The 23,993-nt window shown below is 70.2% G+C and carries 25 protein-coding genes and 1 tRNA gene; 17 read left to right on the forward strand and 9 right to left on the reverse strand.

The annotated features are described in order from the left end of the window. The 4 genes from BEK98_RS15330 to BEK98_RS15345 all read left to right on the forward strand — a co-directional run bounded on the left by BEK98_RS15330 (position 1) and on the right by BEK98_RS15345 (position 4,462). Positions 1-762, forward strand: a complete 762-nt coding sequence (locus tag BEK98_RS15330; RefSeq protein ID WP_094217072.1) for a phosphoglyceromutase — start codon at positions 1-3, stop codon at positions 760-762. Between the two features lie 287 nt (positions 763-1,049). After that, positions 1,050-1,421 carry a hypothetical protein gene (locus tag BEK98_RS15335; RefSeq protein ID WP_094217073.1) on the forward strand — a complete coding sequence of 124 codons (372 nt, stop codon included), beginning with the start codon at positions 1,050-1,052 and terminating at the stop codon, positions 1,419-1,421. Between the two features lie 21 nt (positions 1,422-1,442). Continuing rightward, a complete protein-coding gene (fxsT, locus tag BEK98_RS15340) occupies positions 1,443-4,058 on the forward strand; it encodes an FxSxx-COOH system tetratricopeptide repeat protein (RefSeq protein WP_208643114.1) in 2,616 nt (871 codons plus the stop codon). Between the two features lie 83 nt (positions 4,059-4,141). Further along, on the forward strand, positions 4,142-4,462 hold the full coding sequence (locus BEK98_RS15345) for a GYD domain-containing protein (protein ID WP_094217074.1): 321 nt from the start codon (positions 4,142-4,144) through the stop codon (positions 4,460-4,462). 94 nt (positions 4,463-4,556) lie between these two features. Here BEK98_RS15345 and BEK98_RS15350 read toward each other — a convergent pair whose 3' ends face one another. Together BEK98_RS15350 and BEK98_RS15355 are read right to left on the reverse strand one after the other, a co-directional pair. After that, complete coding sequence (locus BEK98_RS15350) at positions 4,557-4,868, reverse strand: hypothetical protein (protein WP_094217075.1); 312 nt, start codon at positions 4,866-4,868, stop codon at positions 4,557-4,559. Between the two features lie 75 nt (positions 4,869-4,943). Continuing rightward, positions 4,944-5,468 carry a hypothetical protein gene (locus BEK98_RS15355; RefSeq protein WP_094217076.1) on the reverse strand — a complete coding sequence of 175 codons (525 nt, stop codon included), beginning with the start codon at positions 5,466-5,468 and terminating at the stop codon, positions 4,944-4,946. 119 nt (positions 5,469-5,587) lie between these two features. Here BEK98_RS15355 and BEK98_RS15360 point away from each other — a divergent pair, with 119 nt between their 5' ends. Beyond that, the gene (locus BEK98_RS15360; RefSeq protein WP_244201864.1) at positions 5,588-6,388 is read left to right on the forward strand and encodes a GAF and ANTAR domain-containing protein; all 801 of its coding nucleotides are present in this window, start codon (positions 5,588-5,590) and stop codon (positions 6,386-6,388) included. An 84-nt stretch (positions 6,389-6,472) separates the two neighbouring features. Here the strand turns inward: BEK98_RS15360 and BEK98_RS48990 are convergent, their stop codons facing one another. Further along, positions 6,473-6,628 (reverse strand): hypothetical protein, encoded by a 156-nt coding sequence (locus BEK98_RS48990; RefSeq protein WP_167444171.1) that lies wholly within the window; start codon positions 6,626-6,628, stop codon positions 6,473-6,475. A 132-nt stretch (positions 6,629-6,760) separates the two neighbouring features. Beyond that, complete coding sequence (gene phoU / locus BEK98_RS15365; RefSeq protein WP_094217077.1) at positions 6,761-7,450, reverse strand: phosphate signaling complex protein PhoU; 690 nt, start codon at positions 7,448-7,450, stop codon at positions 6,761-6,763. A gap of 235 nt (positions 7,451-7,685) precedes the next feature. Between phoU and phoR the strand changes: the two genes are divergently transcribed. Continuing rightward, positions 7,686-8,939 (forward strand): two-component system sensor histidine kinase PhoR, encoded by a 1,254-nt coding sequence (gene phoR, locus BEK98_RS15370; protein ID WP_094217078.1) that lies wholly within the window; start codon positions 7,686-7,688, stop codon positions 8,937-8,939. A 5-nt stretch (positions 8,940-8,944) separates the two neighbouring features. Beyond that, complete coding sequence (gene phoP, locus BEK98_RS15375) at positions 8,945-9,616, forward strand: two-component system response regulator PhoP (protein WP_018568744.1); 672 nt, start codon at positions 8,945-8,947, stop codon at positions 9,614-9,616. A gap of 248 nt (positions 9,617-9,864) precedes the next feature. Here phoP and BEK98_RS15380 read toward each other — a convergent pair whose 3' ends face one another. After that, positions 9,865-10,542, reverse strand: coding sequence for a DUF461 domain-containing protein (locus BEK98_RS15380; protein WP_094217079.1), 678 nt, complete (start codon positions 10,540-10,542; stop codon positions 9,865-9,867). Between the two features lie 639 nt (positions 10,543-11,181). On the opposite strand from BEK98_RS15380, the gene BEK98_RS15390 reads away from it, so the two are divergent. The 7 genes from BEK98_RS15390 (at position 11,182) to BEK98_RS15425 (ending at position 17,950) form a co-directional block, all read left to right on the forward strand. Next, entirely contained in the window at positions 11,182-11,658 is a 477-nt protein-coding gene (locus tag BEK98_RS15390) for a CarD family transcriptional regulator (RefSeq protein ID WP_094217080.1), read from the forward strand. Between the two features lie 324 nt (positions 11,659-11,982). After that, entirely contained in the window at positions 11,983-12,735 is a 753-nt protein-coding gene (gene ispD, locus BEK98_RS15400; RefSeq protein ID WP_094217081.1) for a 2-C-methyl-D-erythritol 4-phosphate cytidylyltransferase, read from the forward strand. After that, positions 12,725-13,222, forward strand: a complete 498-nt coding sequence (gene ispF, locus BEK98_RS15405) for a 2-C-methyl-D-erythritol 2,4-cyclodiphosphate synthase (protein ID WP_094217082.1) — start codon at positions 12,725-12,727, stop codon at positions 13,220-13,222. The genes ispD and ispF overlap by 11 nt, the downstream gene beginning before the upstream one ends. Before the next feature lie 61 nt (positions 13,223-13,283). After that, positions 13,284-13,688 carry a PPOX class F420-dependent oxidoreductase gene (locus BEK98_RS15410; RefSeq protein WP_094217083.1) on the forward strand — a complete coding sequence of 135 codons (405 nt, stop codon included), beginning with the start codon at positions 13,284-13,286 and terminating at the stop codon, positions 13,686-13,688. 45 nt (positions 13,689-13,733) lie between these two features. Beyond that, positions 13,734-15,137, forward strand: coding sequence for a cysteine--tRNA ligase (gene cysS / locus BEK98_RS15415; protein ID WP_094217407.1), 1,404 nt, complete (start codon positions 13,734-13,736; stop codon positions 15,135-15,137). An 87-nt stretch (positions 15,138-15,224) separates the two neighbouring features. Next, positions 15,225-16,166, forward strand: a complete 942-nt coding sequence (rlmB, locus tag BEK98_RS15420) for a 23S rRNA (guanosine(2251)-2'-O)-methyltransferase RlmB (RefSeq protein WP_094217084.1) — start codon at positions 15,225-15,227, stop codon at positions 16,164-16,166. Between the two features lie 128 nt (positions 16,167-16,294). Further along, complete coding sequence (locus tag BEK98_RS15425) at positions 16,295-17,950, forward strand: DoxX family protein (RefSeq protein ID WP_208643115.1); 1,656 nt, start codon at positions 16,295-16,297, stop codon at positions 17,948-17,950. A 146-nt stretch (positions 17,951-18,096) separates the two neighbouring features. Here the strand turns inward: BEK98_RS15425 and BEK98_RS15430 are convergent, their stop codons facing one another. After that, complete coding sequence (locus BEK98_RS15430; RefSeq protein ID WP_094217086.1) at positions 18,097-18,828, reverse strand: nucleotidyltransferase family protein; 732 nt, start codon at positions 18,826-18,828, stop codon at positions 18,097-18,099. A gap of 85 nt (positions 18,829-18,913) precedes the next feature. Next, entirely contained in the window at positions 18,914-19,375 is a 462-nt protein-coding gene (locus tag BEK98_RS15435; protein WP_094217087.1) for a hypothetical protein, read from the reverse strand. Between the two features lie 97 nt (positions 19,376-19,472). On the opposite strand from BEK98_RS15435, the gene BEK98_RS48995 reads away from it, so the two are divergent. Further along, positions 19,473-19,613 carry a hypothetical protein gene (locus tag BEK98_RS48995; RefSeq protein ID WP_167444172.1) on the forward strand — a complete coding sequence of 47 codons (141 nt, stop codon included), beginning with the start codon at positions 19,473-19,475 and terminating at the stop codon, positions 19,611-19,613. On the opposite strand, the gene msiK is transcribed toward BEK98_RS48995, so the two are convergent. Next, positions 19,603-20,739, reverse strand: a complete 1,137-nt coding sequence (msiK, locus tag BEK98_RS15440) for a diacetylchitobiose ABC transporter ATP-binding protein MsiK (protein ID WP_094217088.1) — start codon at positions 20,737-20,739, stop codon at positions 19,603-19,605. The genes BEK98_RS48995 and msiK overlap by 11 nt on opposite strands. Positions 20,740-20,945: 206 nt before the next feature. Here msiK and BEK98_RS15445 point away from each other — a divergent pair. Continuing rightward, positions 20,946-21,019, forward strand: a tRNA-Thr gene (locus tag BEK98_RS15445). A 59-nt stretch (positions 21,020-21,078) separates the two neighbouring features. Here the strand turns inward: BEK98_RS15445 and BEK98_RS15450 are convergent. Continuing rightward, positions 21,079-22,707, reverse strand: a complete 1,629-nt coding sequence (locus tag BEK98_RS15450) for an FAD-dependent oxidoreductase (RefSeq protein ID WP_094217089.1) — start codon at positions 22,705-22,707, stop codon at positions 21,079-21,081. Positions 22,708-22,907: 200 nt separating this feature from the next. On the opposite strand from BEK98_RS15450, the gene BEK98_RS15455 reads away from it, so the two are divergent. Further along, positions 22,908-23,990: a SchA/CurD-like domain-containing protein gene (locus tag BEK98_RS15455; protein ID WP_094217090.1), complete on the forward strand. Its 1,083-nt coding sequence runs from the start codon at positions 22,908-22,910 to the stop codon at positions 23,988-23,990. Positions 23,991-23,993: the final 3 nt, after the last annotated feature.

A 23,993-nucleotide genomic window follows, 5' to 3' on the forward strand; every position in this document is an offset into this window, starting at 1 on the left:
ATGGCCGACGCACCGTACAAGCTGATCCTCCTCCGCCACGGCGAGAGCGAGTGGAACGCGAAGAACCTGTTCACCGGCTGGGTGGACGTGAACCTGAATGAGAAGGGCGAGAAGGAGGCAGTCCGCGGTGGCGAGCTCCTGAAGGACGCCGACCTTCTCCCCGACGTGGTCCACACGTCCCTCCAGAAGCGCGCGATCCGCACCGCGCAGCTGGCCCTCGAGGCCGCCGACCGCCACTGGATCCCGGTCCACCGCTCCTGGCGCCTGAACGAGCGCCACTACGGCGCCCTCCAGGGCAAGGACAAGGCGCAGACCCTCGCGGAGTTCGGCGAGGAGCAGTTCATGCTCTGGCGTCGCTCGTACGACACCCCGCCGCCCCCGCTCTCGGACGACTCCGAGTTCTCCCAGGCGAACGACGCGCGCTACGCGACCATCCCGCCGGAGCTGCGCCCCCGCACGGAGTGCCTCAAGGACGTCGTCGTCCGCATGCTCCCCTACTGGTACGACGGCATCGTCCCCGACCTCCTCGACGGCCACACCGTCCTGGTCGCCGCCCACGGCAACAGCCTCCGCGCCCTGGTCAAGCACCTCGACGGCATCTCGGACGCGGACATCGCGGGCCTGAACATCCCGACGGGCATCCCCCTCTCCTACGAGCTGGACGCCGACTTCAAGCCGGTCACCCCCGGCGGCAAGTACCTCGACCCGGAGGCTGCTGCGGCGGCCATCGAGGCGGTCAAGAACCAGGGGAAGAAGAAGTAGGTCCCACTGATCAAGCCCTCTGCCTGCGGGTTCTCTGCGGGTGGGGGGCTTGTCGCTGTGTTGGGGCTCGGCTGCCTCCACCACTGCCTCACTCACTGCATCACCTACGACGAGCAGACCGCCTTCCCTCCCTCTGTGGCTGAGGCCGGTCGGCTCCACGGCTTTAGGCAGCCACAGCCTCGCGTTGTCTGCATCGGTTCCCTACATGTGTGCCTGCAGACCGGGCGTTCCGTGCCAGCATGGGCTGTTCTAGGGCGCGTTGGCGAGGGCGGGTCTTGGGGGCTGGCATGCAGGCAGTGGTGCGGTGGTTGGTGGCGGTGGCCACTTCGGTTCTGGCCTTTTTCGTTGTCGCGGTGCCCTGGGCGTTGCTGTCCGACGGCGGCAAGGACCCGTGGGAGGTCATCGGGCCCGTCGCGGGAGTGGTTGCGGCCGGTGTTCTGGCGGCCGTCGGCTGGTGGGCGTCCCAGGCCGGTACCGCCCCAACGGTCGCCTACCCGCGCAGGGTGCGGCAGGCAGCGCGCGGGCAGGGGAACATCACGCAGACGGGAGGCGACCAAGGTGGCACGCCTGCGGCCCGTCGTCGTGTTCGGCCGGAGAGTATCCGGCAGAAGGCGCGTGGCGGCGGTGACATCGACCAGGTCGGCGGCAACCGCGCGTAGGCGTAGTGGGGGACGGCAGCAGTGAAGCAGGACCGGGCCCAGCGCCGCACGCGGCAGAGCGCCCGCACGCAGGGGAACATCACCCAGATCACGGGTGACGTGAATGTCCAGGTGCCGCCGGTGAGGGAGCCCGAGGCCGAGTGGCCGATATGGGTGGGCACCGTCCCGCGGCTGGCCGCGGCTTTTCAGCCGCGCGCCCAGGCCCGCGAGGCCGTCACACAGGCCCGCTCCGCGGGGGGCAGCGTGGTGCTCTCGCAGGTGCTGGCCGGCGACGGCGGGGTCGGCAAGAGCCAACTCGCCGCCGCGCTGGCACGTGAGCTGCGCGACCAGGAACGATCGCAATACAGCGGATTGGACCTCCTGGTGTGGGCGAATGCGACCGAGCCCGACCAGATCATCACGGCCTATGCGGATGCCGCCGACAGACTCGGCCTTCCGGGCGCCGCCCCGGGCGATGTCGCTGCCGCGGCCAAAGCATTCCTGGCCTGGTTGCCTGCCACCGAGCGGCGTTGGCTGATCGTGCTGGACGACATCACCGACCCGGAAGCCGTCGATCCCTGGTGGCCCGACGGCAGCCACCGCAACGGCTGGGTTCTCGCCACGACCCGGCGCAGTGACGCCCTGCTCAGCGGCCAGGGTCGCAAGCTGATCCGCCTGGACCTCTACACCATCGAGGAAGCCCGCGCCTACCTTCACCACCGCCTCACCGACGCCGGACACCCCCACCTCTACGACGCCGATCAGGCCGACCGCCTTGCCGAGGAACTCGGCCGTCTGCCACTGGCCCTTGGCCACGCCGCCGCTTACATGATCAACAAACGGTGCGGAATCGCTGACTATCTGGAGCGTTTCTGCGACACCAGCAACAAGCTGAGCGAACTCATGCCGTCGAATGCCGATACCGAGGGCTACGGACGTCCTGTCACCACGGCCCTCCTGGTCTCCCTCAACGCCTTGCAGGCCGCCGACACCACCCGCCTCGCCCGTCCGCTTCTGGAATTCATCGCGCTCATGGACCCACTCGGCCACCCCAGCGCCCTGTGGACGGCGCCGCCCGTGAGGGCACATCTGCGCACATCGCGGCCCGGCCGTCGTCGCTGGCTGCGCAGCCACCAGCCGGCCGTTACCGAGCAGGACATTCACGCTGCGCTGGAGTGCCTGCGTACCTACGCCCTCATCGCCCAGGACACTGCCAAGGCGCCGATCCGCATCCACGCACTTACCGCGCGGGCCATACGCGAGACGATCCCTCCGCAAGCCCTGCCCGCGATGGCACGCACGGCGGCGGACGCGATCCTCAGCCTCTGGCCCGGCCTCGACCACAACGACCGAGACCTGTCCGCCACCCTGCGCGCCACCACCATGCTGCTTGACCAGCACACTTTCCCGAGCTTGTGGAAGCCCGCTCCACATGCGTGCGTGTACCGGGTCAGCAGCAGCCTGACGTCAGTGGGCCTTTACGAACAGGCCGTTGATTACGACCAAAGGGTGCTTCAGCAAAACTACGAAACCCTGGGCCCCGACCACATCGACACTCTCGCCGCCCGCGGCAAACTCGCCAACTCCTACAGCGACGCCGGGCGCACCCAGGAAGCCCTCGAACTCGATGAGCAGGTGCTGGCCGACTGCGAACGTCTCCTTGGCTCCGACCACCCCCGCGCCCTTGCCGCCCGCGGCAACCTCGCCAACTCCTACAGGGGCGCCGGGCGCACCCAGGAAGCCCTCGACCTGCAGGAACGGGTGCTGGCTGACATGGAACGCCTGCTCGGCCCCGACCACCCCGACACCCTCATCACCCGCAGCAACCTCGCCAACTCCTACAGGGACGCCGGGCGCACCCAGGAAGCCCTCGACCTGCACGAGCGGGTGCTGGCCGACCGCGAACGCCTGCTCGGCCCCGACCACCCCAACACCCTCACCGCCCGCGGTAACCTCGCCAACTCCTACAGCGACGCCGGGCGCACCCAGGATGCTCTCGACCTGCAGGAACGGGTGCTGGCTGACATGGAACGCCTGCTCGGCCCCGACCATCCCAACACCCTCACCGCCCGCGGCAGCCTCGCCATCTCCTTCAGGGGCGCCGGGCGCACCCAGGAGGCTCTCGACCTGCGCGAGCGGGTGCTGGCCGACTGCGAACGCCTGCTCGGCCCCGACCACCCCAGCACCCTCAGCGCCCGCAACAACCTCGCCATCACCTACAGGGACGCCGGGCGCACCCAGGAAGCCCTCGACCTGCACAGGCAGGTGCTGGCCGACCGCGAACGCCTGCTCGGCCCCGACCACCCCGACACCCTCGCCGCTCGCGGCAACCTCGCCATCATCTACAGCGACGCCGGGCGCACCCAGGAAGCCCTCGAACTCGATGAACAGGTGCTGGCCGACATGGAACGCCTGCTCGGCCCCGACCACCCCCGCACCCTCACCGCTCGCGGCAACCTCGCCATCTCCTATGGCGACGCCGGGCGCACCCAAGAAGCCCTCGACCTGCACGAGCGAGTGCTGACCGACTGCGAACGCCTGCTTGGCTCCGACCACCCCCGCACCCTCACCGCCCGCAAAAACGTCGCTCGTGCCCGTGAGGTTGATGACGCTGTACAGCAGCCAGGGGAAGAAGAAGCAAGCGCGGCTAACGAGTGAATGCGGTTCGGCAAGCGGCGACCGATGCGACAGCGGGGAACCCCTCCTGCGTATCGGACAAGCGATGGGTAGGGAGTGTTCCCATGCCGAAATTCCTCATCCAGGCCAGCTACACGGCGGAGGGCACGAAGGGGCTGCTCAGGGAAGGCGCGAGTGGCCGGCGCGCTGCCGTCGACCAGGTCGTCACCGGCCTCGGTGGGACGGTCGAGGCCATGTACTTCGTCTTCGGGGAGGACGACCTCGTGATCATCGTCGACTTTCCCGACCCGGTCTCCATGGCCGCCGCCAGCCTTACCGTCAAGGCCAGCGGCGCCCTTCACACCCGGGCCACCCCACTGCTCACCCTCGACGAGATCGACGAGGCCGCCCGTCGGCAGGTGGCCTTCCGTGCGCCCGGCGCGTAACCGGAGGTGAAGCCAGGAGAAGGCCCGGGTCGGAGTACCCGGGCCTTCTGCTTGCTCCCGTTTTCTTTCAGGGTGGTCCCGGGCCCACCCGCCGTCACCCGATCACGATGACCACGACGGATCCGTTGTCGAAGCGGTCGAAGCGGTTGTCGAAGAAGCGGTGATCGAAGCGGTGGCCGAAGCAGAACCCGGGGTGGTTGAAGCAGAACCCGCGGTGGTCGAAGCGGAACCCACCGTGGTCGAAGCAGCGCCCGTCGTCGTGGCCGAAGCACGAGTCGGTGGTCACATGGGTGTGCACAGCAGGGGCCGCCGCGGCAGTGCCCGCCGTGCCGATCGCAGCGCCGCCGGCCAGCAGAACGCCGGCCGCGGACGCCGCGAGGAGACGCCCCGCGCAGTGTGCTCGCATGATGGATGCACTCTTCCTTCCGGAACGAGCCGACCAAGGGCGTACCCCAGGTTGCGGCCCTACTATTCCGATACGTCAGAGGCGCCCTTTTGGATTGCCGGCCGCCTCGATGGGCGGCTCCTCCTGGACAGGCGCACCGCGGCCGATCGTCATCGACCAGCGGACGGAGGAGGGAGCCTCGACGGAGACGACTCCACTGCGGTCCGCGCCGCCGACCGCCACCTGGTTGTAGATGGTGTCGGCCTTGTCTGCGCGGCACTCCAGCGGGAAGGACATACGCACGGGCCGCACCGCGACCTTGATCTTGCCCGCGCCCTGGCAGCGCACCGCGACGATCAGCGCGTCCCCCTTCTTCCCTTCGCGGAAGGCGATGCTCGCGTTCCCGGTGGTCGCCTTCTGGCGGCCGGCGAGGGTTTCGTCCGCGTCCAGCTCCGGGGGACCCGTGGGATCGGGGGCGGGGACGGGGAGTCGTGCGCTGCGCTCCTGGCCGGTCGTCTCCGCAGGCTTCGCGGCCTCAGGGTGATCCGAGGAACAGCCGGCGAGCGGAACGAGCAGCGCGGCACAGGCGACGGCCAGTCCTGTGAGAGTTCGGCGAGGCATGGCAACGGATCCTGTCAGCGCCGGGAGGCGGACTACGAGCTTCCGTGCCATTCCTGAGGAAGATGTGAGCTTCACTCCGCCGCTCCGTGCACTACCTCCCCGTAACGGGGGAACCCGGCATGCACGGGACCCGCTCACCGCACGCCACGCCGGGGGTGATGACCATGAAGTCCGGGCAGTCCCAGCAGGCGGCCGGGGGTGGTGTGCCGCCGGAGGTGGAGGGGCGGTCGCGGGTCGACGAGGTGCTCGCCGCTGCCGCGCGGGGGGCCGGTGATCCGCGGCGGATCCCGGACGCGCTGTGCGTGGCGTGTGTGCGGCTGCTGCCCGTCACCGGGGCCTCCGTGTCGATCTCCGGCGGGCGCGGGATCCGGGTGACCTGGTGCGCCAGTGACCGCGTCGCCGCACGGCTCGCCGAGTTGCAGTACACCGTGGGGGACGGGCCCTGCCAGACCGCCCTCGATCGGGGCACCCCGGTCTTCGCGGCCGACCTCGCCGGACGGCGCGACAGCTGCCGCTGGCCGATCTTCGCCCACGAAGCCGTCGGGCTCGGCGCGGCCGCCGTGTTCGCGCTGCCCCTCGGCGTCGGCGGCACCGCCATCGGCACCCTCGACCTGTACTGCGACCGGGCCGGCGGACTGTCCGAGCCGGATCTGCGGACCGCACTGTGGGTGCGGGACGCGATGACGGACGCCCTGACGGGGCTGCGGCCCACGGGAGAAGAGGGCGACGTGGCGTCCTGGGTGCACGGCTCACAGGCCGATCACACCGAGGTCCACCAGGCGGTCGGCATGGTGATGGTGCAGCTCGACGTGGACCCCGAGCAGGCCCTGGACCGGATGCGCGCCCGCGCCTTCGCCGAGGGCCGTACGGTCACCCAGGTCGCCCGGAAGGTCCTGGCCCGCAAGATCCGCTTCCAGTAGCCACGTCCGGCAAGCAGTGGCCAGCAGCCCGTGGACGAAGTGAGGGGCCCCGGAGTCACCGGGGCCCCTCACGGTCGTACGCCGTCAGCCGCACTGGCAGGGAGCGCCCGACTGGCAGCCGCAGCCACAGCCCGAACCGCAGCCGCACGCGGCCACGAGCTGCAGGCTCCTCATCTCGGCGGGCTGGTCGGTCTCGCGCTCCTGGGTGGGGTCGGGCGTGGTGCTGGGGGATTCGGCCATGGGTCCCTCCTCGACACTGGGGCCAGATGCCCTCGCCCATTCCATGCCCGTTTTACTGGGCGCATCAACGGCGCACAGAGGCGCCCGCGCGCCCCGCCCAACGGCCTTCGAGCCCCCGAGGCAAGGCCGGTGTCAGGCTCCGTCGACCCCGGTGGCGGGCTGGATGTCTGGCTGCAGTTCGTCCGCGTGCTCACCCGTGACCAGGAAGACGACGCGCTTGGCGACGGCCACCGCGTGGTCGGCGTACCGCTCGTAGTAGCGGCCCAGCAGGGTCACGTCGACGGCCGTCTCGATGCCGTGCTTCCAGCGCTCGTCGATCAGGTGCTGGAAGAGGGTGCGGTGCAGCAGGTCCATCTCGTCGTCGTCCGACTCCAGCTGGAGGGCGAGGTCGACGTCCTTCGTCACGATCACCTCGGCGGCCTTCGCCATCAGGCGCTGCGCGAGCTGGCCCATCTCCAGGATGGTCGCGTGCAGGTCGTGCGGGATCGTGCGCGCGGGGAAGCGCAGCCGGGCCAGCTTCGCCACGTGCTGGGCGAGGTCGCCGGAGCGCTCCAGGTCGGCGGACATGCGCAGCGACGTGACGACGATACGGAGGTCCGTCGCCACCGGCTGCTGGCGGGCGAGCAGGGCTATGGCCCGAGCTTCCAGGTCGTGCTGGAGCTCGTCGACCTTCTGGTCGGCCTCGATCACGCTCTCGGCCAGCTTCAGGTCGGCGTCGAGAATGGCCGTCGTGGCGCGCCCGATCGCCGACCCGACCAGCCGGGCCATCTCCACCAGACCGTCGCCGATCGAATCCAGTTCCTCGTGGTACGCGTCCCGCATCAGGGTTCCCTCTCGTACGTGTGCTTCGGGGGTTTCCGGGGGCCGTGACACCACGCGCCCCGTGGCGAAAACCGGCGGTGCGAACCCCACGCTCCCACGTTCAGCCTCGCACGCGTCCGTTTCTTCCACCCCAAATGAACCACTACTGGCTCCAAGGTGAACTCTGGGCGACGAGTGTCCGAGGTCGCACTCCGACGGCTGTGGTCATGTCGTACCCCATGCCTAACCTGGATGCATGGACGTGAACGCGGCGGTCGCCGCAGCGGCAGCGATCGCCGGGGTGCTCACCGGTGTCATCGCCATGCTGGCGTTCCGCTGGAGCGAACGCGACCAGAAGCGACCGACCAGGACTTCTTTGCACACCGATCCCGTACTCCCGCCCGGAGTGGACACCGTTCTGTCGGTCCTCCGCTCCTCGGCCGTCGTCCTCGACGAGGCCGACGCCGTCGTCAAGGCCAGCTCCGCCGCCTACGCCCTCGGGCTGGTCCGCGGCGGCAAGCTCGCCATCGAGCCCATGCTCCAGATGGCCCGGGACACGAGACGGGACGGGGAGATACGACAGGTCGAGCTGGACCTGCCCCGGCGCGGCACCGGACGGGGCGAGGCCCTCGCCGTCTCCGCGCGCGTGGCCCCGCTCGGCTCCCGCCTGGTCCTGCTGCTGGTCGAGGACCTCACCGAGGCCCGCCGGATCGAGGCCGTACGGCGCGACTTCGTGGCCAATGTGAGCCATGAGCTGAAGACGCCCGTCGGCGCGCTCTCCCTGCTCTCCGAAGCCGTCATGGACGCCTCGGACGACCCCGAGGCCGTACAGCGCTTCGCGGGCCGGATGCAGATCGAGGCGACCCGGCTGACCAACCTGGTCCAGGAACTGATCGACCTGTCGAGGGTGCAGAACGACGACCCCCTCGAGGACGCCGAGCCCGTCCGGGTGGACGAACTCGTCGCCGAGGCCGTCGACCGCTGCCGCCACCAGGCGGGCACCAAGCAGATCACGATGGCCGCGGGCGGCACCGCCGACCTGCACGTCTGGGGCAACCGCGGCCAGCTCGCCGCCGCCCTCGGCAACCTCGTCGAGAACGCCGTGAACTACTCCCCGGCCCGCACCCGTGTCGGTATAGCCGCCCGCCGGGTCAACGCCCCCGGCGGCGACATGATCGAGCTCGCCGTCACGGACCAGGGCATCGGCATCTCCGACAAGGACAAGGAGCGCATCTTCGAGCGCTTCTACCGCGTGGACCCGGCCCGCTCCCGGCAGACCGGAGGCACCGGTCTCGGTCTCGCGATCGTGAAGCACGTGGTCGCCTCGCACGGCGGGGAAGTCACGGTCTGGAGCGCCGAGAACCAGGGCTCCACCTTCACCCTCAGACTGCCGGAGGCGGGTGCGGCCCGCGACCGTGCACAGCAGCACCCCGACCTCGACGACGAGGCCGGCGGCACCGCCGACCCAACCCCGTACGAACCGCTTCCCGCCCCGGAGGTCCTTCCGTGACCCGAGTGCTCGTCGTCGAGGACGAGGAGTCCTTCTCCGACGCCCTGTCCTACATGCTCCGCAAGGAGGGCTTCGAGGTCGCCGTCGCGGCCACCGGCCCCGACGGACTCGACGAGTTCGAGCGCAATGGCGCCGACCTCGTCCTCCTCGACCTGATGCTGCCGGGGCTGCCCGGCACGGAGGTGTGCCGCCAGCTGCGCGGCCGCTCCAACGTCCCCGTGATCATGGTGACCGCCAAGGACAGCGAGATCGACAAGGTCGTAGGCCTCGAAATAGGAGCCGACGACTACGTCACCAAGCCCTTCTCGTCCCGCGAGCTGGTGGCCCGCATCCGGGCCGTCCTGCGCCGCCGCGGCGAGCCGGAGGAGGTCACCCCGGCCGCCCTGGAGGCGGGCCCGGTCCGCATGGACGTCGACCGCCACGTGGTGACGGTGTCGGGCTCGAAGGTCGACCTCCCCCTCAAGGAGTTCGACCTCCTGGAGATGCTCCTGCGCAACGCCGGCCGCGTCCTGACCCGCATGCAGCTCATCGACCGGGTCTGGGGCGCCGACTACGTGGGCGACACCAAGACCCTCGACGTCCACGTCAAGCGCCTCCGCGCCAAGATCGAGCCGGACCCGGGCGCGCCCAGGTATCTGGTGACGGTCCGCGGCCTCGGCTACAAGTTCGAGCCGTAAGCCGAGGTTGGCGTCAGTCGACGGACGGAGTCCGGCGCAGCGTCTCGAAGCCCGCGCAGCGGTGCGAGAGGCGCGTCAAGAAGAGGCTCGAGCCGTACCCGGGTGCGCCCAGGTACCTGGTGACGGTCCGCGGCCTCGGCTACAAGTTCGAGCCGTAAGCCGTAAGCCGTAAGCCGTACGGCAGCCACAGCCGTAGCCGTAAGCCGAAGGGCGGNNCCGCCCTTCGGCTTACGGCTGTGTACGACTGCTCAGTGACCCGCGGCCGACTGCGACGCCGAGTCGCTCGGGGTCGCGCCCGTGGTCGCCGTGTCGGTGGCGGTCGCCGACGGGCTGGACTTGCCGCCCTTGCCCGGCTTGCCGTTGCTGGACGCGGTCGAGCCCGGGGCCGCAGTGGTGGTCGCCGAGGCGGTCGGGATCTCGCTCGGGCCCCAGCCGCTGAAGTAGCTGGTGGCCGGGACCACGAACGCGCGCAGGTTCACCGGACCGGTCTTGCTGAAGGTGAAGGTCACCTTCTGCGCGTTGCCGTCCTGGACCGCCTCACGGCCGCTGGCGATCACGGCGGACGCGTTGTCCTTGCCGCCGAGCACGAGCGAGCCGTGCGCCGGGACGGTCAGGCTCTGACCCTTGGCGGCGGACAGCTTGACCGGCTCGCTGCTGCCCTCGACGGAGATCGACTGCAGGGTCTGGTTCGTGTTGCCCACGTTGAAGACGGTGCCGGAGATGACGGCCGGGCCGGACGCCTTCAGGTCGGGCTGCGTGATGATCGTGGCGTTCTGGATCTTGATGTCGCCGACGCTGGTCGCCGCGTTGTCCGGCTTGATCTCCAGGGTCTGGGAGTTGTTGCCGGCGCCGCAGGCGGCGAGCGAGGCGATCGAGAAGACGATGGCGGACGCGGCGAGGGCGCCGCGTCGAAGGCTGCTGCTCACGGCGGCGGCAACTCCTTGAACGCAGGGGCGGCTCCACTTATAAAGCCGCCCTAAGTGTCTGTCAGCGGCCTTAGGTTACCGAGCCGTTCCCGCGTGGCCGCACCCGACCCTCCCCCAAGCACCGGGCTTCCCTCCGGGTGGGGGTACCTCGCCGCCCACAAGTGACTCACGAGTCACATTGCCGAGGCGCTCGTCCGCCATTCACATAACGCGCCCGCAACACCGCAGTCCGCATCCCCGCAACACGGTCCGCAAATTTTCCGTGAAGGAATGCATGGCCACCCCGGATATTGATCATCCACTCCCCATCCGGGCTCCTGTGATCAATTCCGGATTCGTCTCGTACCCGCCTCCTGCCACCGAACGGAGTAGCGGAAGTCGTACGCTTGGAAGTGGACAAATCGGGACGTTCAACCTCTTGGGCGAGACTCCGCGAGGTTGTAACGTACGCGTTTCACCTCGCCCGGAGAGCTGCTCCGACCTGCGAATACCTGTTGCGTCCCGGCTCGGGGAGTGCCTTCGAAGCACGTTCCTGTTGCGGTTGTCAAGCCCCGAGATATGCCCTGACCTGCGAAAACGCCATTCAGAACACGCCGAATCCGTGTTACCCTGGATAGCCACGGAAGGGGTACCTGTCACATGACGTTCAAGGTTGGCGACACCGTGGTCTATCCCCATCACGGGGCCGCGCTGATCGAGGCCATCGAAACTCGCCAGATCAAAGGCGTGGACAAGACCTACTTGGTGCTGAAGGTCGCCCAGGGTGACCTGACGGTGCGTGTGCCAGCGGACAATGCGGAGTTCGTGGGCGTGCGTGATGTGGTCGGTCAGGACGGGCTGGACCGGGTCTTCGAGGTGCTGCGCGCGCCGTATGCCGAGGAGCCCACGAACTGGTCCCGTCGCTACAAGGCAAACCTGGAGAAGCTCGCCTCCGGCGATGTCATCAAGGTCGCGGAAGTCGTGCGTGACCTGTGGCGTCGCGAGCGCGAGCGTGGTCTCTCCGCCGGTGAGAAGCGCATGCTCGCCAAGGCTCGCCAGATCCTGGTGAGCGAGCTCGCTCTCGCGGAGAACACGAACGAGGCCGAGGCCCTGCTCGACGAGGTGCTCGCCTCCTGACGCGCCACCGGCAGCACCCGCTGCCCTCAGCACGCTCAGCACAGTGAACTGCCGCGGTGCCCGATGACACTGACCCTGTCGCCGGGCGCTGCGGCATGTTCGTACCCGGAAGAATCCGGCCGTACGTCCCCAGAAGAATCCAGCCGCCGCGAGGCCGCCGGAACGCCTGTCGTTCATCTCGGGGGAAGCCCCCCGATACTTGGTGTGCCGGGCCCGGGCAGATGGCTCGACCAGGGTCACGGAAGGGTCCGGTCAAGGCGTCGCGCCCGGCACTCCTCCAGGCCATACCCACCTAGGTCGAGCACACAAACCTGACAGGAACCGATGTCTGACGATTCGCGCCCCGCACCCGCGCAGATCCCCGTCGCCGCCGTGATTCCCGCCGCCGGCCGGGGCGTACGCCTTGGCCCGGGCGCCCCCAAGGCGCTCCGCGCGCTCAACGGCACGCCCATGCTGATCCACGCGCTCCGCGCCCTCGCCGCGTCCCGCCATGTCTCCCTGGTGGTCGTCGTCGCACCGCCGGACGGCACCGCCGAGGTCAAGTCCCTGCTCGACGTGCACGCGCTGCCCGAGCGCACCGACTTCCTCGTCGTCCCCGGCGGGGACAGCCGCCAGGAGTCGGTCCGGCTCGGCCTCGACGCCCTGCCGCCCGAGTACGGCATCGTCCTCGTCCACGACGCGGCCCGCCCGCTCGTCCCCGTCGACACCGTCGACGCGGTCATCGAGGCCGTGCGCGAGGGCGCCCCCGCCGTGGTCCCGGCGCTGCCGCTCGCCGACACCGTCAAGGAGGTCGAGCCCGCGGCCGTCCCCGGCGACCCCGAGCCGGTCGTGGCCACGCCCGTGCGGGCCCGGCTGCGGGCCGTGCAGACGCCCCAGGGCTTCGACCGGGAGACCCTGGTCCGCGCCCACGAGACCGTCACCGAGGACGTCACCGACGACGCGAGCATGGTCGAGCAGCTCGGCCTCGGGGTCGTCACCGTCCCCGGCCACGAGGAGGCCTTCAAGGTCACCCGCCCCCTCGACCTCGTCCTCGCCGAGGCGGTCCTGGCCCGCAGGAGGCTCAACGATGGCTTCTGAGCAGCTCCCCCTGCTTCCCCAGGTCGGCATCGGCACCGACATCCACGCCTTCGAGGAAGGCCGCGAGCTGTGGTGCGCCGGCCTGAAGTGGGAGGGCGAGGGTCCCGGCCTGGCCGGGCACTCCGACGCCGACGTCGTCGCGCACGCCGCCTGCAACGCGCTCTTCTCCGCCGCCGGGCTCGGCGACCTCGGCCAGCACTTCGGTACCGGCCGCCCCGAGTGGTCCGGCGCCTCCGGGGTCACCCTGCTCACCGAGGCCGCCCGGATCGTCCGCGCGGCCGGGTTCGCCATCGGCAACATCGCCGTCCAGGTCGTCGGCCCGCGCCCGAAGATCGGCAAGCGCCGGGACGAGGCCCAGAAGATCCTCTCCGAGGCGGCGGGCGCACCCGTGTCGGTGTCCGGCGCGACGACGGACGGCCTCGGCTTCCCCGGCCGCGAGGAGGGGCTGATGGCGGTGGCCACGGCGCTCGTGGTGCGGGTGGGCTGAGCGCGTGCGAGGGTGCCTGCAGAGCGACCAGTGACCACCCCGAGGTCCCGGAGGTACCCCCATGCCCGCCGCCCTGTCCGACCGGCTCAAGTCCCTGCTCGACGGTCCCGTCTTCATCGTGGTCGGCACGGTCCAGCCCGACGGCAGCCCGCAGCTGTCCCCGGTGTGGGTGAAGCGGGACGGGGACCAGGTCCTGTTCTCCACGACCGTCGACCGCCGCAAGAAGAAGAACCTCGACCGCGACCCCCGGGTCAGCGTCGTCGTCCAGGACCCCCAGATGCCCTATGTCTACGCCGAGATCCGGGGCACCGCGGAGTTGAGCACCCAGGGCGCGAGGGAACTGATCGACGAACTGTCGTTGAAGTACACCGGCAAGAAGTACGCCGAGTTCAACCCGGCCTCCGCCGAGGACGCCGACCGCGTGATCGTCAGGATCACGCCCGAGAAGGTCGTCGGGATGATGTGAGGCAAGCGGCACGAGGCATTACTCCGGGCCCACTACCCTGGAGTGGTGACTATTCGCCTGTACGACACCAGCGCCCGGCAGATCCGTGACTTCACCCCGCTCAAGCCGGGTTGTGTCTCGATCTACCTGTGTGGCGCCACCGTGCAGGCGGCACCCCACATCGGGCACATCCGCTCGGGCCTGAACTTCGACATCATGCGCCGCTGGTTCGCGTACCGCGGCTACGACGTGACGTTCATCCGCAACGTCACGGACATCGACGACAAGATCATCTGGAAGTCGGCCGACCAGGACCGCCCCTGGTGGTCCATCGGGTACGAGAACGAGCGCGCCTTCGACGACGGCTACACCGCGCTGGGCTGCCTCCCGCCCACCTACGAGCCCCGCGCCACCGGCCACATCACCGAGATGGTCGAGATGATGCGCGTCCTCATCGAGCGCGGTCACGCCTACGAGGCCGACGGCAGCGTCTACTTCGACGTCCGCTCCTGGCCCTCCTACCTGGAGCTGTCCAAGCAGGACCTGGACGAGATGCGGCAGCCCGCCGAGGAGGGCATCACCGGCAAGCGGGACCCGCGCGACTTCGCCATGTGGAAGGCCACCAAGCCCGGCGAGCCCGACTGGGAGACGCCGTGGGGCCGCGGGCGCCCGGGCTGGCACCTGGAGTGCTCCGCCATGGCCCACAAGTACCTGGGCTCGGCCTTCGACATCCACGGCGGCGGCCTCGACCTGATCTTCCCGCACCACGAGAACGAGATCGCCCAGGCCAAGGCCTACGGCGACGACTTCGCCCAGTACTGGGTGCACAACGCCTGGGTCACCATGAGCGGCGAGAAGATGTCCAAGTCGCTCGGCAACTCGGTCCTCGTGAGCGAGATGGTCAAGCAGTGGCGCCCGATCGTCCTGCGCTACTACCTGGGCACCCCGCACTACCGCTCGACCATCGAGTACAGCGAGGACGCCCTGCGCGAGGCCGAGTCCGCGTTCGCGCGCATCGAGGGCTTCGTGCAGCGCGTGGTGGAGAAGGCCGGGGGAGTCGTCGAGCCGGCGGCCGAGGTCCCGCCCGCCTTCGCCGAGGCGATGGACGACGACCTGGGCGTCCCGCAGGCGCTCGCGGTCGTGCACACCACCGTCCGGCAGGGCAACAGCGCGCTGGCCGCCGACGACAAGGAGGCCGCCGTCGCCCGCCTCGCCGAGGTACGGGCGATGCTCGGCGTCCTCGGCCTCGACCCGCTGGAGGCGCACTGGGCCGGCGAGGGCGCCGACCGCGGCGAGGACCTGCACGGTGTGGTCGACAGCCTCGTCCGGCTCGTCCTCGACCAGCGCGAGTCGGCCCGCGCCCGCAAGGACTGGGCCACCGCCGACGCCATCCGCGACCAGCTCAACCAGTCCGGTCTGGTCATCGAGGACAGCCCGCAGGGCCCGCGCTGGACCCTCGGCCCGCGCTAGCCCCCGCTTGATCGATTGTGCCGCCCGGCCCTCCGGGCGGCACACTGCATAAGACGTACGTACGAAGCTCACGAAGACAGGTAGGTCATGGCCGCGAACAACCGCCGCATGTCCGGCAAGAAGGGCGCGCAGGTCGGCAGTGGCGGCCAGCGACGCAAGGGCCTGGAGGGCAAGGGGCCGACCCCGCCCGCCGAGATGCGCAAGGGTCACAAGAAGAACCGCATCGCCAACGCCAAGGCCAAGCAGTCCGTGCGCCGCCCGGCGCCCCGAGGCCGGGGCGGCAAGTCGCCGTCCGAGCTGGTCGTCGGCCGCAACCCGGTCGTCGAGGCGCTCCGCGAGGGCGTGCCCGCCTCGACCCTCTACGTCCAGCAGTTCATCGACAACGACGAGCGCGTCCGCGAGGCCCTCCAGCTCGCCGCCGAGCGCGGCGGCATCAACCTCATGGAGGCCCCGCGCCCCGAGCTGGACCGCATGACCAACGGCCTCAACCACCAGGGCCTGGTCCTGCAGGTCCCGCCGTACGAGTACGCGCACCCGGAGGACCTCGCCGCGGCCGCCTACGACGAGGGCGAGGACCCGCTGATCGTCGCGCTCGACGGCGTCACCGACCCGCGCAACCTCGGCGCCGTCGTCCGCTCCGTCTCCGCCTTCGGCGGCCACGGCGTCGTCGTCCCCGAGCGCCGCTCGGCCGGCATGACCGCCGGCGCCTGGAAGACCTCCGCCGGTACGGCCGCCCGTACCCCGGTCGCCCGTGCCACCAACCTGACCCGGGCCCTGGAGGCCTACAAGAAGGCCGGCATCGCGGTCGTCGGCCTGGCCGCCGACGGCGAGGTCGAACTCGGTGAGCTGGAGGCCATCGGAGGCCCCGTGGTCATCGTGGTCGGCAGCGAGGGCAAGGGCCTGTCCCGCCTGGTCGGCGAGACCTGCGACTTCCGCGTCCGCATCCCGATGCCGGGTGGCGCCGAGTCGCTCAACGCCGGTGTGGCAGCGGGCATCGTCCTGTACGAGGCGGCGCGCCGACGCGCCTGAACAGGCGTCCGTAACCTCACCCGTACGGGGTAATTCCGGGGTCCATATGGCGTTCCGGGCCGCTTTGACGCGGTCCGGACACATCCGCCCGGTCAAAGCAGTGTCCTAACTCCACGTCACTCGGTTAGATGAGTGTGGACACCAGAACACCCCGCACACCCACGGGGGACCGCTCGTCGGGATTCGACGACGCTCCCGCGCTGAGCATGGTGAAGGTGCCGAGCGATCCGGCGCAGGTCATCGTCAATCACGCCAGCTTCCGCGTGCAGCTGGGCGCGTCGGCGAAACGCAGCCAATCCCCGCGGATCGCCGGGCACCTGAGCGCCACCCAGGACACCGCCCGTATGCCGGTCATGGGCACGGCGGGCCGGGCCGGCGCCGCGGCCGGCCGCCGCCGCCCCGTCGTGTGGAGCGGCAAGTCCGCCCCCGACGACACCGGAGCCCACCGGCTGCTCCAGGCCGTGCGGGGCAGCAGCGTCCGCCACGCCGACGAACCCGCCGAGGCCGGCGCCACCCAGGTCATCCCACGCGTCGGGACCGGGTACGCGGACGGCTACGACGACCTCGACCAGACCGTCGAGACCCCCGTCGTCGGCCACCAGCGCACCGCCCCCGAGGACGGCACCCGGCTCCTGCCCCACATGCGCACGGCCGGCAGCGCCTACGACGAACCGGCCTACGCCGACGACGAGTTCGACGCCTACGACGCCTACGACGACTACGACGAGAGCGCCGGGTACGCGGGCGAACGCCCCGCCAAGCGCCACGGCGACGACCCCGCCCGGCACGCCTACTACCCCGGCCGCCGGATGAACCTCGGCGTGGTCCTGCTCCCCCTGCGCATCTTCCTCGGCTTCATCTCCATCTACGCCGGCATGGGCAAGCTGTGCGACCCCGTCTACTTCGACGGCGGCAAGCGCGGCTCCATGGTCAAGTGGCTCAACACCCTGCACCCCTGGGAAGTCGCCGAGCCGCTGCGCCAGTTCGCCCTGCACCACCCGGTCGGCTCCGGCCTGGTCATCGCCTTCCTCCAGGTGGTCGTCGGCGTCCTGACCATCCTCGGCTGCTGGCAGCGCGTCGCCGCCGTGGTCGGCGCCCTGCTCTCCGCCGCGCTGATCGTCACCGTCAGCTGGAAGACGGTCCCCGCCTACGACGCCCCCGACATCATCTACCTCGCCGCCTGGTCCCCGCTGATCATCGCCGGCGCCCCCGTCTACTCCGTCGACGGCCGCCTCGCCGGCAGCGCCTGGCGCCGGCTCGGCCCCCGCTCCGACATCTGGGAACTGCGCCGCTACGTCCTGCGCCGCGGCTCCCTCATCACGGCCGTCACCGTCGGCCTCACCCTGCTCGCCGGCTCCCTGCTGGGCGGCGCCGTACGCGACTCCAGCCGCGTGGTCGTCCCCGGCCCCGGCGAGGCCCCGCGCAACAACCTGCCCGGCTCCGCGCTGCCGCAGGAACCCGGTCAGCGGCACCGGACGACCCCGTCGGTCTCCAGCTCGCCCACGGGCGGCGCCACGGCCGGCGCGAGCCCCTCCGGTGCGGCGGCGACCCCGGGCGCCAGCCACAGCGCCGGCACCACCACCACGACGCCCACCCAGACCCAGGGCACCACGGGCCAGGTCCCGCCCCACCAGTCCTCCCCGACCGGCGGCGCCCCCAGCACCACGGCCGGCCCCACCAGCACCGGCGGCACGACGTCTGGCGGCACCTCCTCCGGCGGCCCCAGCACCGGCGGCAGCACCTCCTCCGGCCAGCCGGGCTTGGTGGGCGGCATCCTGGGCTAGCCGCACGAGACAACAAGGGGCCCCGTACCAGAGAAGGTACGGGGCCCTTTTGACGTGCGCAGCGGTGACTTACTCAGGGGCGCGGGGAACTGCGCGACAAGCCCCCACTCAGCCGCAGACAACCCACAACCGACCCCGCGGAACTGTCAGCGACCCAGCGCCGCCAATTCCTTAGCCGCCTCAGTCAGGTCCTTAGCAGTATCAATAGCCCGCCAATACGCCCCCTGCGGAATCGGGAACCCGAAAAGCTTCCGCTCCCGAGCCAACCGCGGAAACGTCGTCCGCTCGTGATCCCCCCGCTCGGGCAGCATCGCCTCGAACTCGGGCGAGAACACATACACACCCGCGTTGATCTCGAACGGAGACGGCGGCGCCTCGATGAAGTCGGTGATGTGCCCGAACCCGTCGGTCTTCACCGCACCCCAGGGAATCCGAGGCCGCGCCAGCGCCAACGTGGCGACAGCGTCCCGCTCGGTGTGGAAGTCGGCCATGTCCCGCAGGGAGAAGCGGGTCCAGATGTCGCCGTTGGTGGCGTACCAGGGCCGGTCGGGGTGGGGGAGGTGCGCGGCGGCGTACTTGAGGCCGCCGCCACGGCCGAGGGGCTCCGTCTCGACGACGGTGGTGACGGACACGGGCAGGTCGGCCGAGTCCAGCCACTTCTGCAGGACCTCGGCGAGGTGGCCGCAGGAGACCACCACGTCCGTCACGCCCTCCTCGGCGAGCCAGGCCAACTGGTGGCCGATGATCGGAGTGCCCGTACCGGGGATCTCGACCATCGGCTTGGGCCGGTCGTCGGTGTAGGGACGCAGCCGTGAGCCCTGGCCCCCGGCCAGGACAACGGCTTGAGTGGGGCGCAACGCCGCGCTCGGATGGGTCATGCCCCGAACTGTACGTGGCGCCCCGGCCGGAATTCCGACCGCAACCGGCTCCTTAAGGAGCCGTTACCGAGTTCCCAACCTGCACTCAGCTGTGCGCGGCCAGGACACCGGTGGCGAAGGCGGTGTCGCAGACCGGGCGGGCGTACGACTGGGCGCGCGAGGCGCCGTAGATGCGCACCGCCGCCCTGCCGAGGGCGCGGGCGATGGAGGAGCAGTGCTTCGCCAGCGCGGGGTGCCCGTTCACGGCCTCCTGGAGGTGGGTGAGGACCACGCCGGGGTTCTTGTCCTGCAGCTCGGTCATCAGCTGGTCGCGCAGCACGTCCTGCGGGGCGTGGGAGACCGCCTTGCTGGAGACCTCCGCCGAGGAGATGTCCGAGGCGGTGAGCACCGAGCTGGAGGGGCTTCCCGTCCAGTTGACCCGGGTGACCGCGAGGGTTCCGGAGAGCACCAGGACGACGGGCAGGACGAGGGCGAGAGTGCGGCCGACCCGGCGGGCAGGGCCGCCCCGGTGGCCGCTTCGCGTCTGAGGGTTGGTGGAGTGCTTCACGCGTGTGAGGGTAGCGCCCGGTGATGATTTGGCGACATTTAGTCACCCTTATGGGGGATGAAGTAGTGCCGCTTTCTGGGTAAGGGGTTGACGCGCGGTGCCCGAAATGATCGCTGTGCCGGGGTATTTCGCGGCAATGAAGGGCAATGAACAGGGCCCCGCGGCGGTCCGCGGGGCCCTGTTCGTCAACCTGCGTGAAAACGCCCTGCTCAGGGCGATCAGGCCGGTCAGTCGGTGAGTCGCTCGCCCGTCGACGTCGAGAACACGTGGATCTCACCCGGACGCGGTACGACGTGCAGCGTGGCACCCTTCTCCGGCACCTGGCGGCCGCCCACGCGGACGACCAGGTCCTTGACCTCGCCGCCGACCTCGGCGGTGCCGTAGACGTAGCCGTCGGCGCCCAGCTCCTCGACGACGTTCACGGAGACGGCGAGACCGGCCGGGGCGTCCTCGGTGTCCTTGGACAGGGAGGCGGCGGCACCGCCGCCCAGCTCGACCACGTCGAAGTGCTCGGGCCGGACGCCGACGGTCACCGTGCGGTCACCCCGGTCGGCAGCGGCCTTCAGCGCGTCCCGGTTGACCGGCACCACGCTGTTGCCGAACTTCACACCGCCGTCGGTGATCGGGACCTCGACCAGGTTCATGGCGGGGGAGCCGATGAAGCCGGCGACGAAGAGGTTGGCGGGCTTGTCGTACATGTTGCGCGGCGAGTCGACCTGCTGGAGCAGACCGTCCTTGAGGACCGCCACCCGGTCGCCCATCGTCATGGCCTCGACCTGGTCGTGGGTGACGTAGACGGTGGTGATGCCGAGGCGGCGCTGCAGGGACGCGATCTGCGTACGGGTCGAGACGCGGAGCTTGGCGTCCAGGTTGGACAGCGGCTCGTCCATGAGGAAGACCTGCGGCTCACGGACGATGGCGCGGCCCATGGCGACACGCTGGCGCTGACCACCGGAGAGCGCCTTCGGCTTGCGGTCCAGGTACTCGGTGAGGTCGAGGATCTTCGCGGCCTCCTCGACCTTCTGCCGGATCTCCGCCTTGTTGACGCCGGCGATCTTGAGCGCGAAGCCCATGTTGTCGGCGACCGTCATGTGCGGGTAGAGCGCGTAGTTCTGGAACACCATGGCGATGTCCCGGTCCTTGGGCGGCAGGTGCGTGACGTCTCGGTCACCGATGCGGATGGCGCCGCCGTTGACGTCCTCCAGGCCCGCGAGCATCCGCAGGGAGGTGGACTTTCCGCAACCGGACGGGCCGACCAGGACGAGGAACTCGCCGTCCTCGATCTCGATGTCGAGACCGTCGACGGCGGGCTTGGTGGAACCCGGGTAGATCCGGGTCGCCTTGTCGAACGTGACTGTGGCCATGGTGATGGGCCCCCTTCTACCGGCAGGAACGTGCCGGACGATCCGTTGTAGGAAGGTGGTTGGTGTAGTCCACACGAGTGAACTGGGTCAGGACGGTACCTGGCGTTCACTCGGTCTGTCAGTACCCGGGCGACTGTGAACTTCGCGGAAATTTTCGACAAGGGGCACCTCGGACCTGGGTACACTGCACGGGCGCGCAAGCGCACGCCTCCTTAGCTCAGCTGGTCAGAGCGCCGCTCTTGTAAAGCGAAGGTCGTCGGTTCGAATCCGACAGGGGGCTCGGCAGGGCGAAGGCCACCCGCACCTCACAGTGCGGGTGGCCTTCGTCGTCTGTGCAGGTCAGGCCGTGTGGAGCAGGGTTCGCAGGACCTTTCGTAGCTCCGCCTCCGGGTCCCGGACGGCGCCTGTCGCGCGCCATGCCACGAACCCGTCCGGCCGTACCAGAACCGCCCCGTCGGCGGTCGTGCCGTGGGCCTGGGCCCAGTCGGTGGGCTCGGTGTCGTAGGTGAGGTCCGCGTCGGCGCCCGGGCCGATGCGGTACGCGTCGAGGCGTACTCCGTCCGTGTCGGCGATGCGGCGGGCCGCCGCGTGCCAGCCCGCGTCGTCCGGGGCGTCGGTGAGCAGGACCAGGGAGCGTTCGTAGAGGTCGAGGGTGGACAGGCGGGTGCCGGCGCGGCGCAGCCAGAGGTGGGGGGCGCGGGTGCCGGGCTGTCCGGTGAGGTCGAGGGTGTCGGGGACGACCGGGTGGTCGGGGTCGGTGTCGTGTGGGTAGCGGTAGCCGAGGACGACGTTGAGGATGCCGCCGCGCTTGCCGCCGCCGACGCCGGGGGCGGGGGCGAAGCCGGGGTGGCTGTGTTCGACGGAGCGGGCGGAGGCGCGGGCGCTGGTGGCGAGGGCGACCGGGCGGCGTTCGGTGTCGTACGAGTCGAGGAGGCCGGGGCCGGCCCAGCCGGCCAGGACGGCGGCCAGTTTCCAGGCGAGGTTGTGGGCGTCCTGGATGCCGGTGTTGGAGCCGAAGGCGCCGGTCGGGGACATCTCGTGGGCGGAGTCGCCGGTGAGGAAGACCCTGCCGGAGGAGTAGCGGTCGGTGACCCGTTCGGCGGCGCGCCAGGACGCCTTTCCGGTGATTTTGACGTCGAGGTCGGGGACGCCGACGGCTTGGCGGATGTGGTGTTGGAGGCGTTCCTCGGTGAACGCGTCGAGGGTTTCGCCGTGCTCGGGGTGCCAGGGGGCGTGGAAGACCCAGTGTTCCTTGTTGTCGACGGGCAGGAGGGCGCCGTCGGCGTCCGGGTGGGTGAGGTAGCAGCAGATGAAGCGGCGGTCGCCGACGACGTCGGCGAGGGCCGCGGAGCGGAAGGTGACGCTGACGTTGGCGAAGAGGTCGCCGGGGCCCGTCTGGCGGATGCCGAGCGCGGTGCGGACGGGGCTGCGGGGGCCGTCGGCGGCGATCAGGTAGTCGGCGTGGACGGTGTAGCGCTCGTCGGCGGCGCGGTCGTGGATCACCGCGGTCACTCCGTAGTCGTCCTGTTCGAAGGACTCCATCTGGTGGGAGTAGCGCAGGTCGCCGCCGAGTTCCCGGGCGTTGTCGAGGAGGACGGGTTCGAGGTCGTTCTGGCTGCACAGGCACCAGTTGGTGGGGCTGGACCTCGCGAGTCCGCCGCCGGGGTCGATGTGTTTGAAGAGCCATTCGCCGGCATCACCCACAAGGGTGGGTGTCTGGAGGATGCCGTGGTTGTCGGCGAGGAGTGAGGCCGCTGCCCTGATGTCCGGTTCGATGCCGGCCACCCGGAAGAGTTCCATCGTCCGCACGTTGTTGCCGCGTCCGCGTGGGTGGACCGAGGTCCCGGAGTGCCGTTCGACGAGCAGGTGCCGCACACCGAGACGGCCCAGGAACACGGACATGGACAGGCCCACCAGGGAGCCGCCCACGATGAGGACGGGGATCCGGTGGTCGGCTCTTTGCTGCATCGAGGCCTCCAGAGGCAGGGGTGCGCGTGTGGGGCGCCTGTGAGTTCTCTTGCCCGGTGGCGCCCGCTCCGCGTGCCCAATCACCCGCGTGGTTCATACGAGTCGCGGGCTTGTGGGGTCCGGCACAGGATCAAGGAACGCTGCCGTCGCGTCACTCGCGGCCGGCGACGGCTCTGCCCCGCGAAGGAGATGTGTGCAGGATGACCACGACGTCTGAACGTCTTTCAGAGAAGCTGACACGCGAGGTGTCGAAGCGTGTCTCCCAGTCCGTGTTCGACGGCTCCCGGCTCCGGGTCGTCCTCCTGGTCGACGTCTACGACGGCGCACAGCAGCAGTTCCTCGAGGCGTACGAGCAGCTGTGCAAGCAGGTTGCGTCGGTGCCCGGCCATGTCAGCGACCAACTGTGCCAGTCGATCGAGAATCCGTCCCAATGGCTCATCACGAGTGAGTGGGAGAGTGCTCCGCCGTTCCTCACCTGGGTGAACAGCGAGGAGCACGTGCGGATGGTGCAGCCGCTGCACAGCTGTGTCCGGGACACCCGGTCGCTGCGTTTCCACATCGTGCGGGAGACCGGCGGTGCCGAGCAGCACCGGTCGGCGGAGCGCCGGCTGCAGGCTCACCCGCGCATCGGCGACGGGGTGATCCGGCACGCGCTGACGTTCACGGTCAAGCCGGGCAGCGAGAAGAAGGTCGCGAGGATTCTCGCGGACTACGCCTCGCCCGAGGCCCGGGTCGACGACACGACGCGGCTGTGCCGGACCTCGCTGTTCATGCACGGCAACCGGGTGGTGCGGGCCATCGAGGTGCGCGGCGATCTGCTGGCGGCGCTCCGGCACGTGGCCAGCCAGCCGGAGGTGCGGGCTGTCGAGGAGGCGATCAACCCGTATCTGGAGCAGGACCGGGATCTCGATGACCAGGAATCGGCCCGGATGTTCTTCACCCGGGCGGCGCTGCCGGCCGTGCACCACGTGAGCACGGAGGACCGGTCGGAGGGCAGGCGGCAGGCCTTGTACTACCCGGCCCGGCCCGACTGCGGGATGCGGTTGGCCGAGCTGATCGCGCAGGCCGACTCGGCGTCCGTGGACGACCCGGCGGGCCCGGTGCTGCGCAGCACGGTCTTCCAGCGGGACGACGTGGTGGTGCGCCTGGTCGACATGCGTGGTGACCAGGAGGCCGAGGTGCTGCCGCGGGAGGCCCGGGTGGCCGCCGAGGTGCGGGAGCTGCTCGACGCCGAGGTCGCCCGTATGGATCTGATCACCGACCGCCGTTCGCCGGACGCCTGATCC

It is taken from the genome of Streptomyces diastatochromogenes, from assembly GCF_002242805.1.
In the GTDB taxonomy this organism is placed as follows: Bacteria; Actinomycetota; Actinomycetes; order Streptomycetales; family Streptomycetaceae; genus Streptomyces; species Streptomyces diastatochromogenes.

What these genes read in the sequence shown, in the direction of transcription:
- BEK98_RS15450 (WP_094217089.1), bottom strand. Translation starts at nt 22,707, where the DNA reads ATGCAGCAAAGAGCCGACCACCGGATCCCCGTCCTCATCGTGGGCGGC.
- BEK98_RS15390 (WP_094217080.1), top strand. Translation starts at nt 11,182, where the DNA reads ATGACGTTCAAGGTTGGCGACACCGTGGTCTATCCCCATCACGGGGCC.
- phoR (WP_094217078.1), top strand. Translation starts at nt 7,686, where the DNA reads ATGGACGTGAACGCGGCGGTCGCCGCAGCGGCAGCGATCGCCGGGGTG.
- BEK98_RS15455 (WP_094217090.1), top strand. Translation starts at nt 22,908, where the DNA reads ATGACCACGACGTCTGAACGTCTTTCAGAGAAGCTGACACGCGAGGTG.
- phoU (WP_094217077.1), bottom strand. Translation starts at nt 7,450, where the DNA reads ATGCGGGACGCGTACCACGAGGAACTGGATTCGATCGGCGACGGTCTG.
- BEK98_RS15350 (WP_094217075.1), bottom strand. Translation starts at nt 4,868, where the DNA reads ATGCGAGCACACTGCGCGGGGCGTCTCCTCGCGGCGTCCGCGGCCGGC.
- BEK98_RS15355 (WP_094217076.1), bottom strand. Translation starts at nt 5,468, where the DNA reads ATGCCTCGCCGAACTCTCACAGGACTGGCCGTCGCCTGTGCCGCGCTG.
- BEK98_RS15430 (WP_094217086.1), bottom strand. Translation starts at nt 18,828, where the DNA reads ATGACCCATCCGAGCGCGGCGTTGCGCCCCACTCAAGCCGTTGTCCTG.
- ispF (WP_094217082.1), top strand. Translation starts at nt 12,725, where the DNA reads ATGGCTTCTGAGCAGCTCCCCCTGCTTCCCCAGGTCGGCATCGGCACC.
- BEK98_RS15330 (WP_094217072.1), top strand. Translation starts at nt 1, where the DNA reads ATGGCCGACGCACCGTACAAGCTGATCCTCCTCCGCCACGGCGAGAGC.
- BEK98_RS15345 (WP_094217074.1), top strand. Translation starts at nt 4,142, where the DNA reads ATGCCGAAATTCCTCATCCAGGCCAGCTACACGGCGGAGGGCACGAAG.
- BEK98_RS15335 (WP_094217073.1), top strand. Translation starts at nt 1,050, where the DNA reads ATGCAGGCAGTGGTGCGGTGGTTGGTGGCGGTGGCCACTTCGGTTCTG.
- ispD (WP_094217081.1), top strand. Translation starts at nt 11,983, where the DNA reads ATGTCTGACGATTCGCGCCCCGCACCCGCGCAGATCCCCGTCGCCGCC.
- BEK98_RS48990 (WP_167444171.1), bottom strand. Translation starts at nt 6,628, where the DNA reads ATGGCCGAATCCCCCAGCACCACGCCCGACCCCACCCAGGAGCGCGAG.
- BEK98_RS15425 (WP_208643115.1), top strand. Translation starts at nt 16,295, where the DNA reads ATGAGTGTGGACACCAGAACACCCCGCACACCCACGGGGGACCGCTCG.
- rlmB (WP_094217084.1), top strand. Translation starts at nt 15,225, where the DNA reads ATGGCCGCGAACAACCGCCGCATGTCCGGCAAGAAGGGCGCGCAGGTC.
- BEK98_RS15360 (WP_244201864.1), top strand. Translation starts at nt 5,588, where the DNA reads ATGCACGGGACCCGCTCACCGCACGCCACGCCGGGGGTGATGACCATG.
- msiK (WP_094217088.1), bottom strand. Translation starts at nt 20,739, where the DNA reads ATGGCCACAGTCACGTTCGACAAGGCGACCCGGATCTACCCGGGTTCC.
- BEK98_RS15410 (WP_094217083.1), top strand. Translation starts at nt 13,284, where the DNA reads ATGCCCGCCGCCCTGTCCGACCGGCTCAAGTCCCTGCTCGACGGTCCC.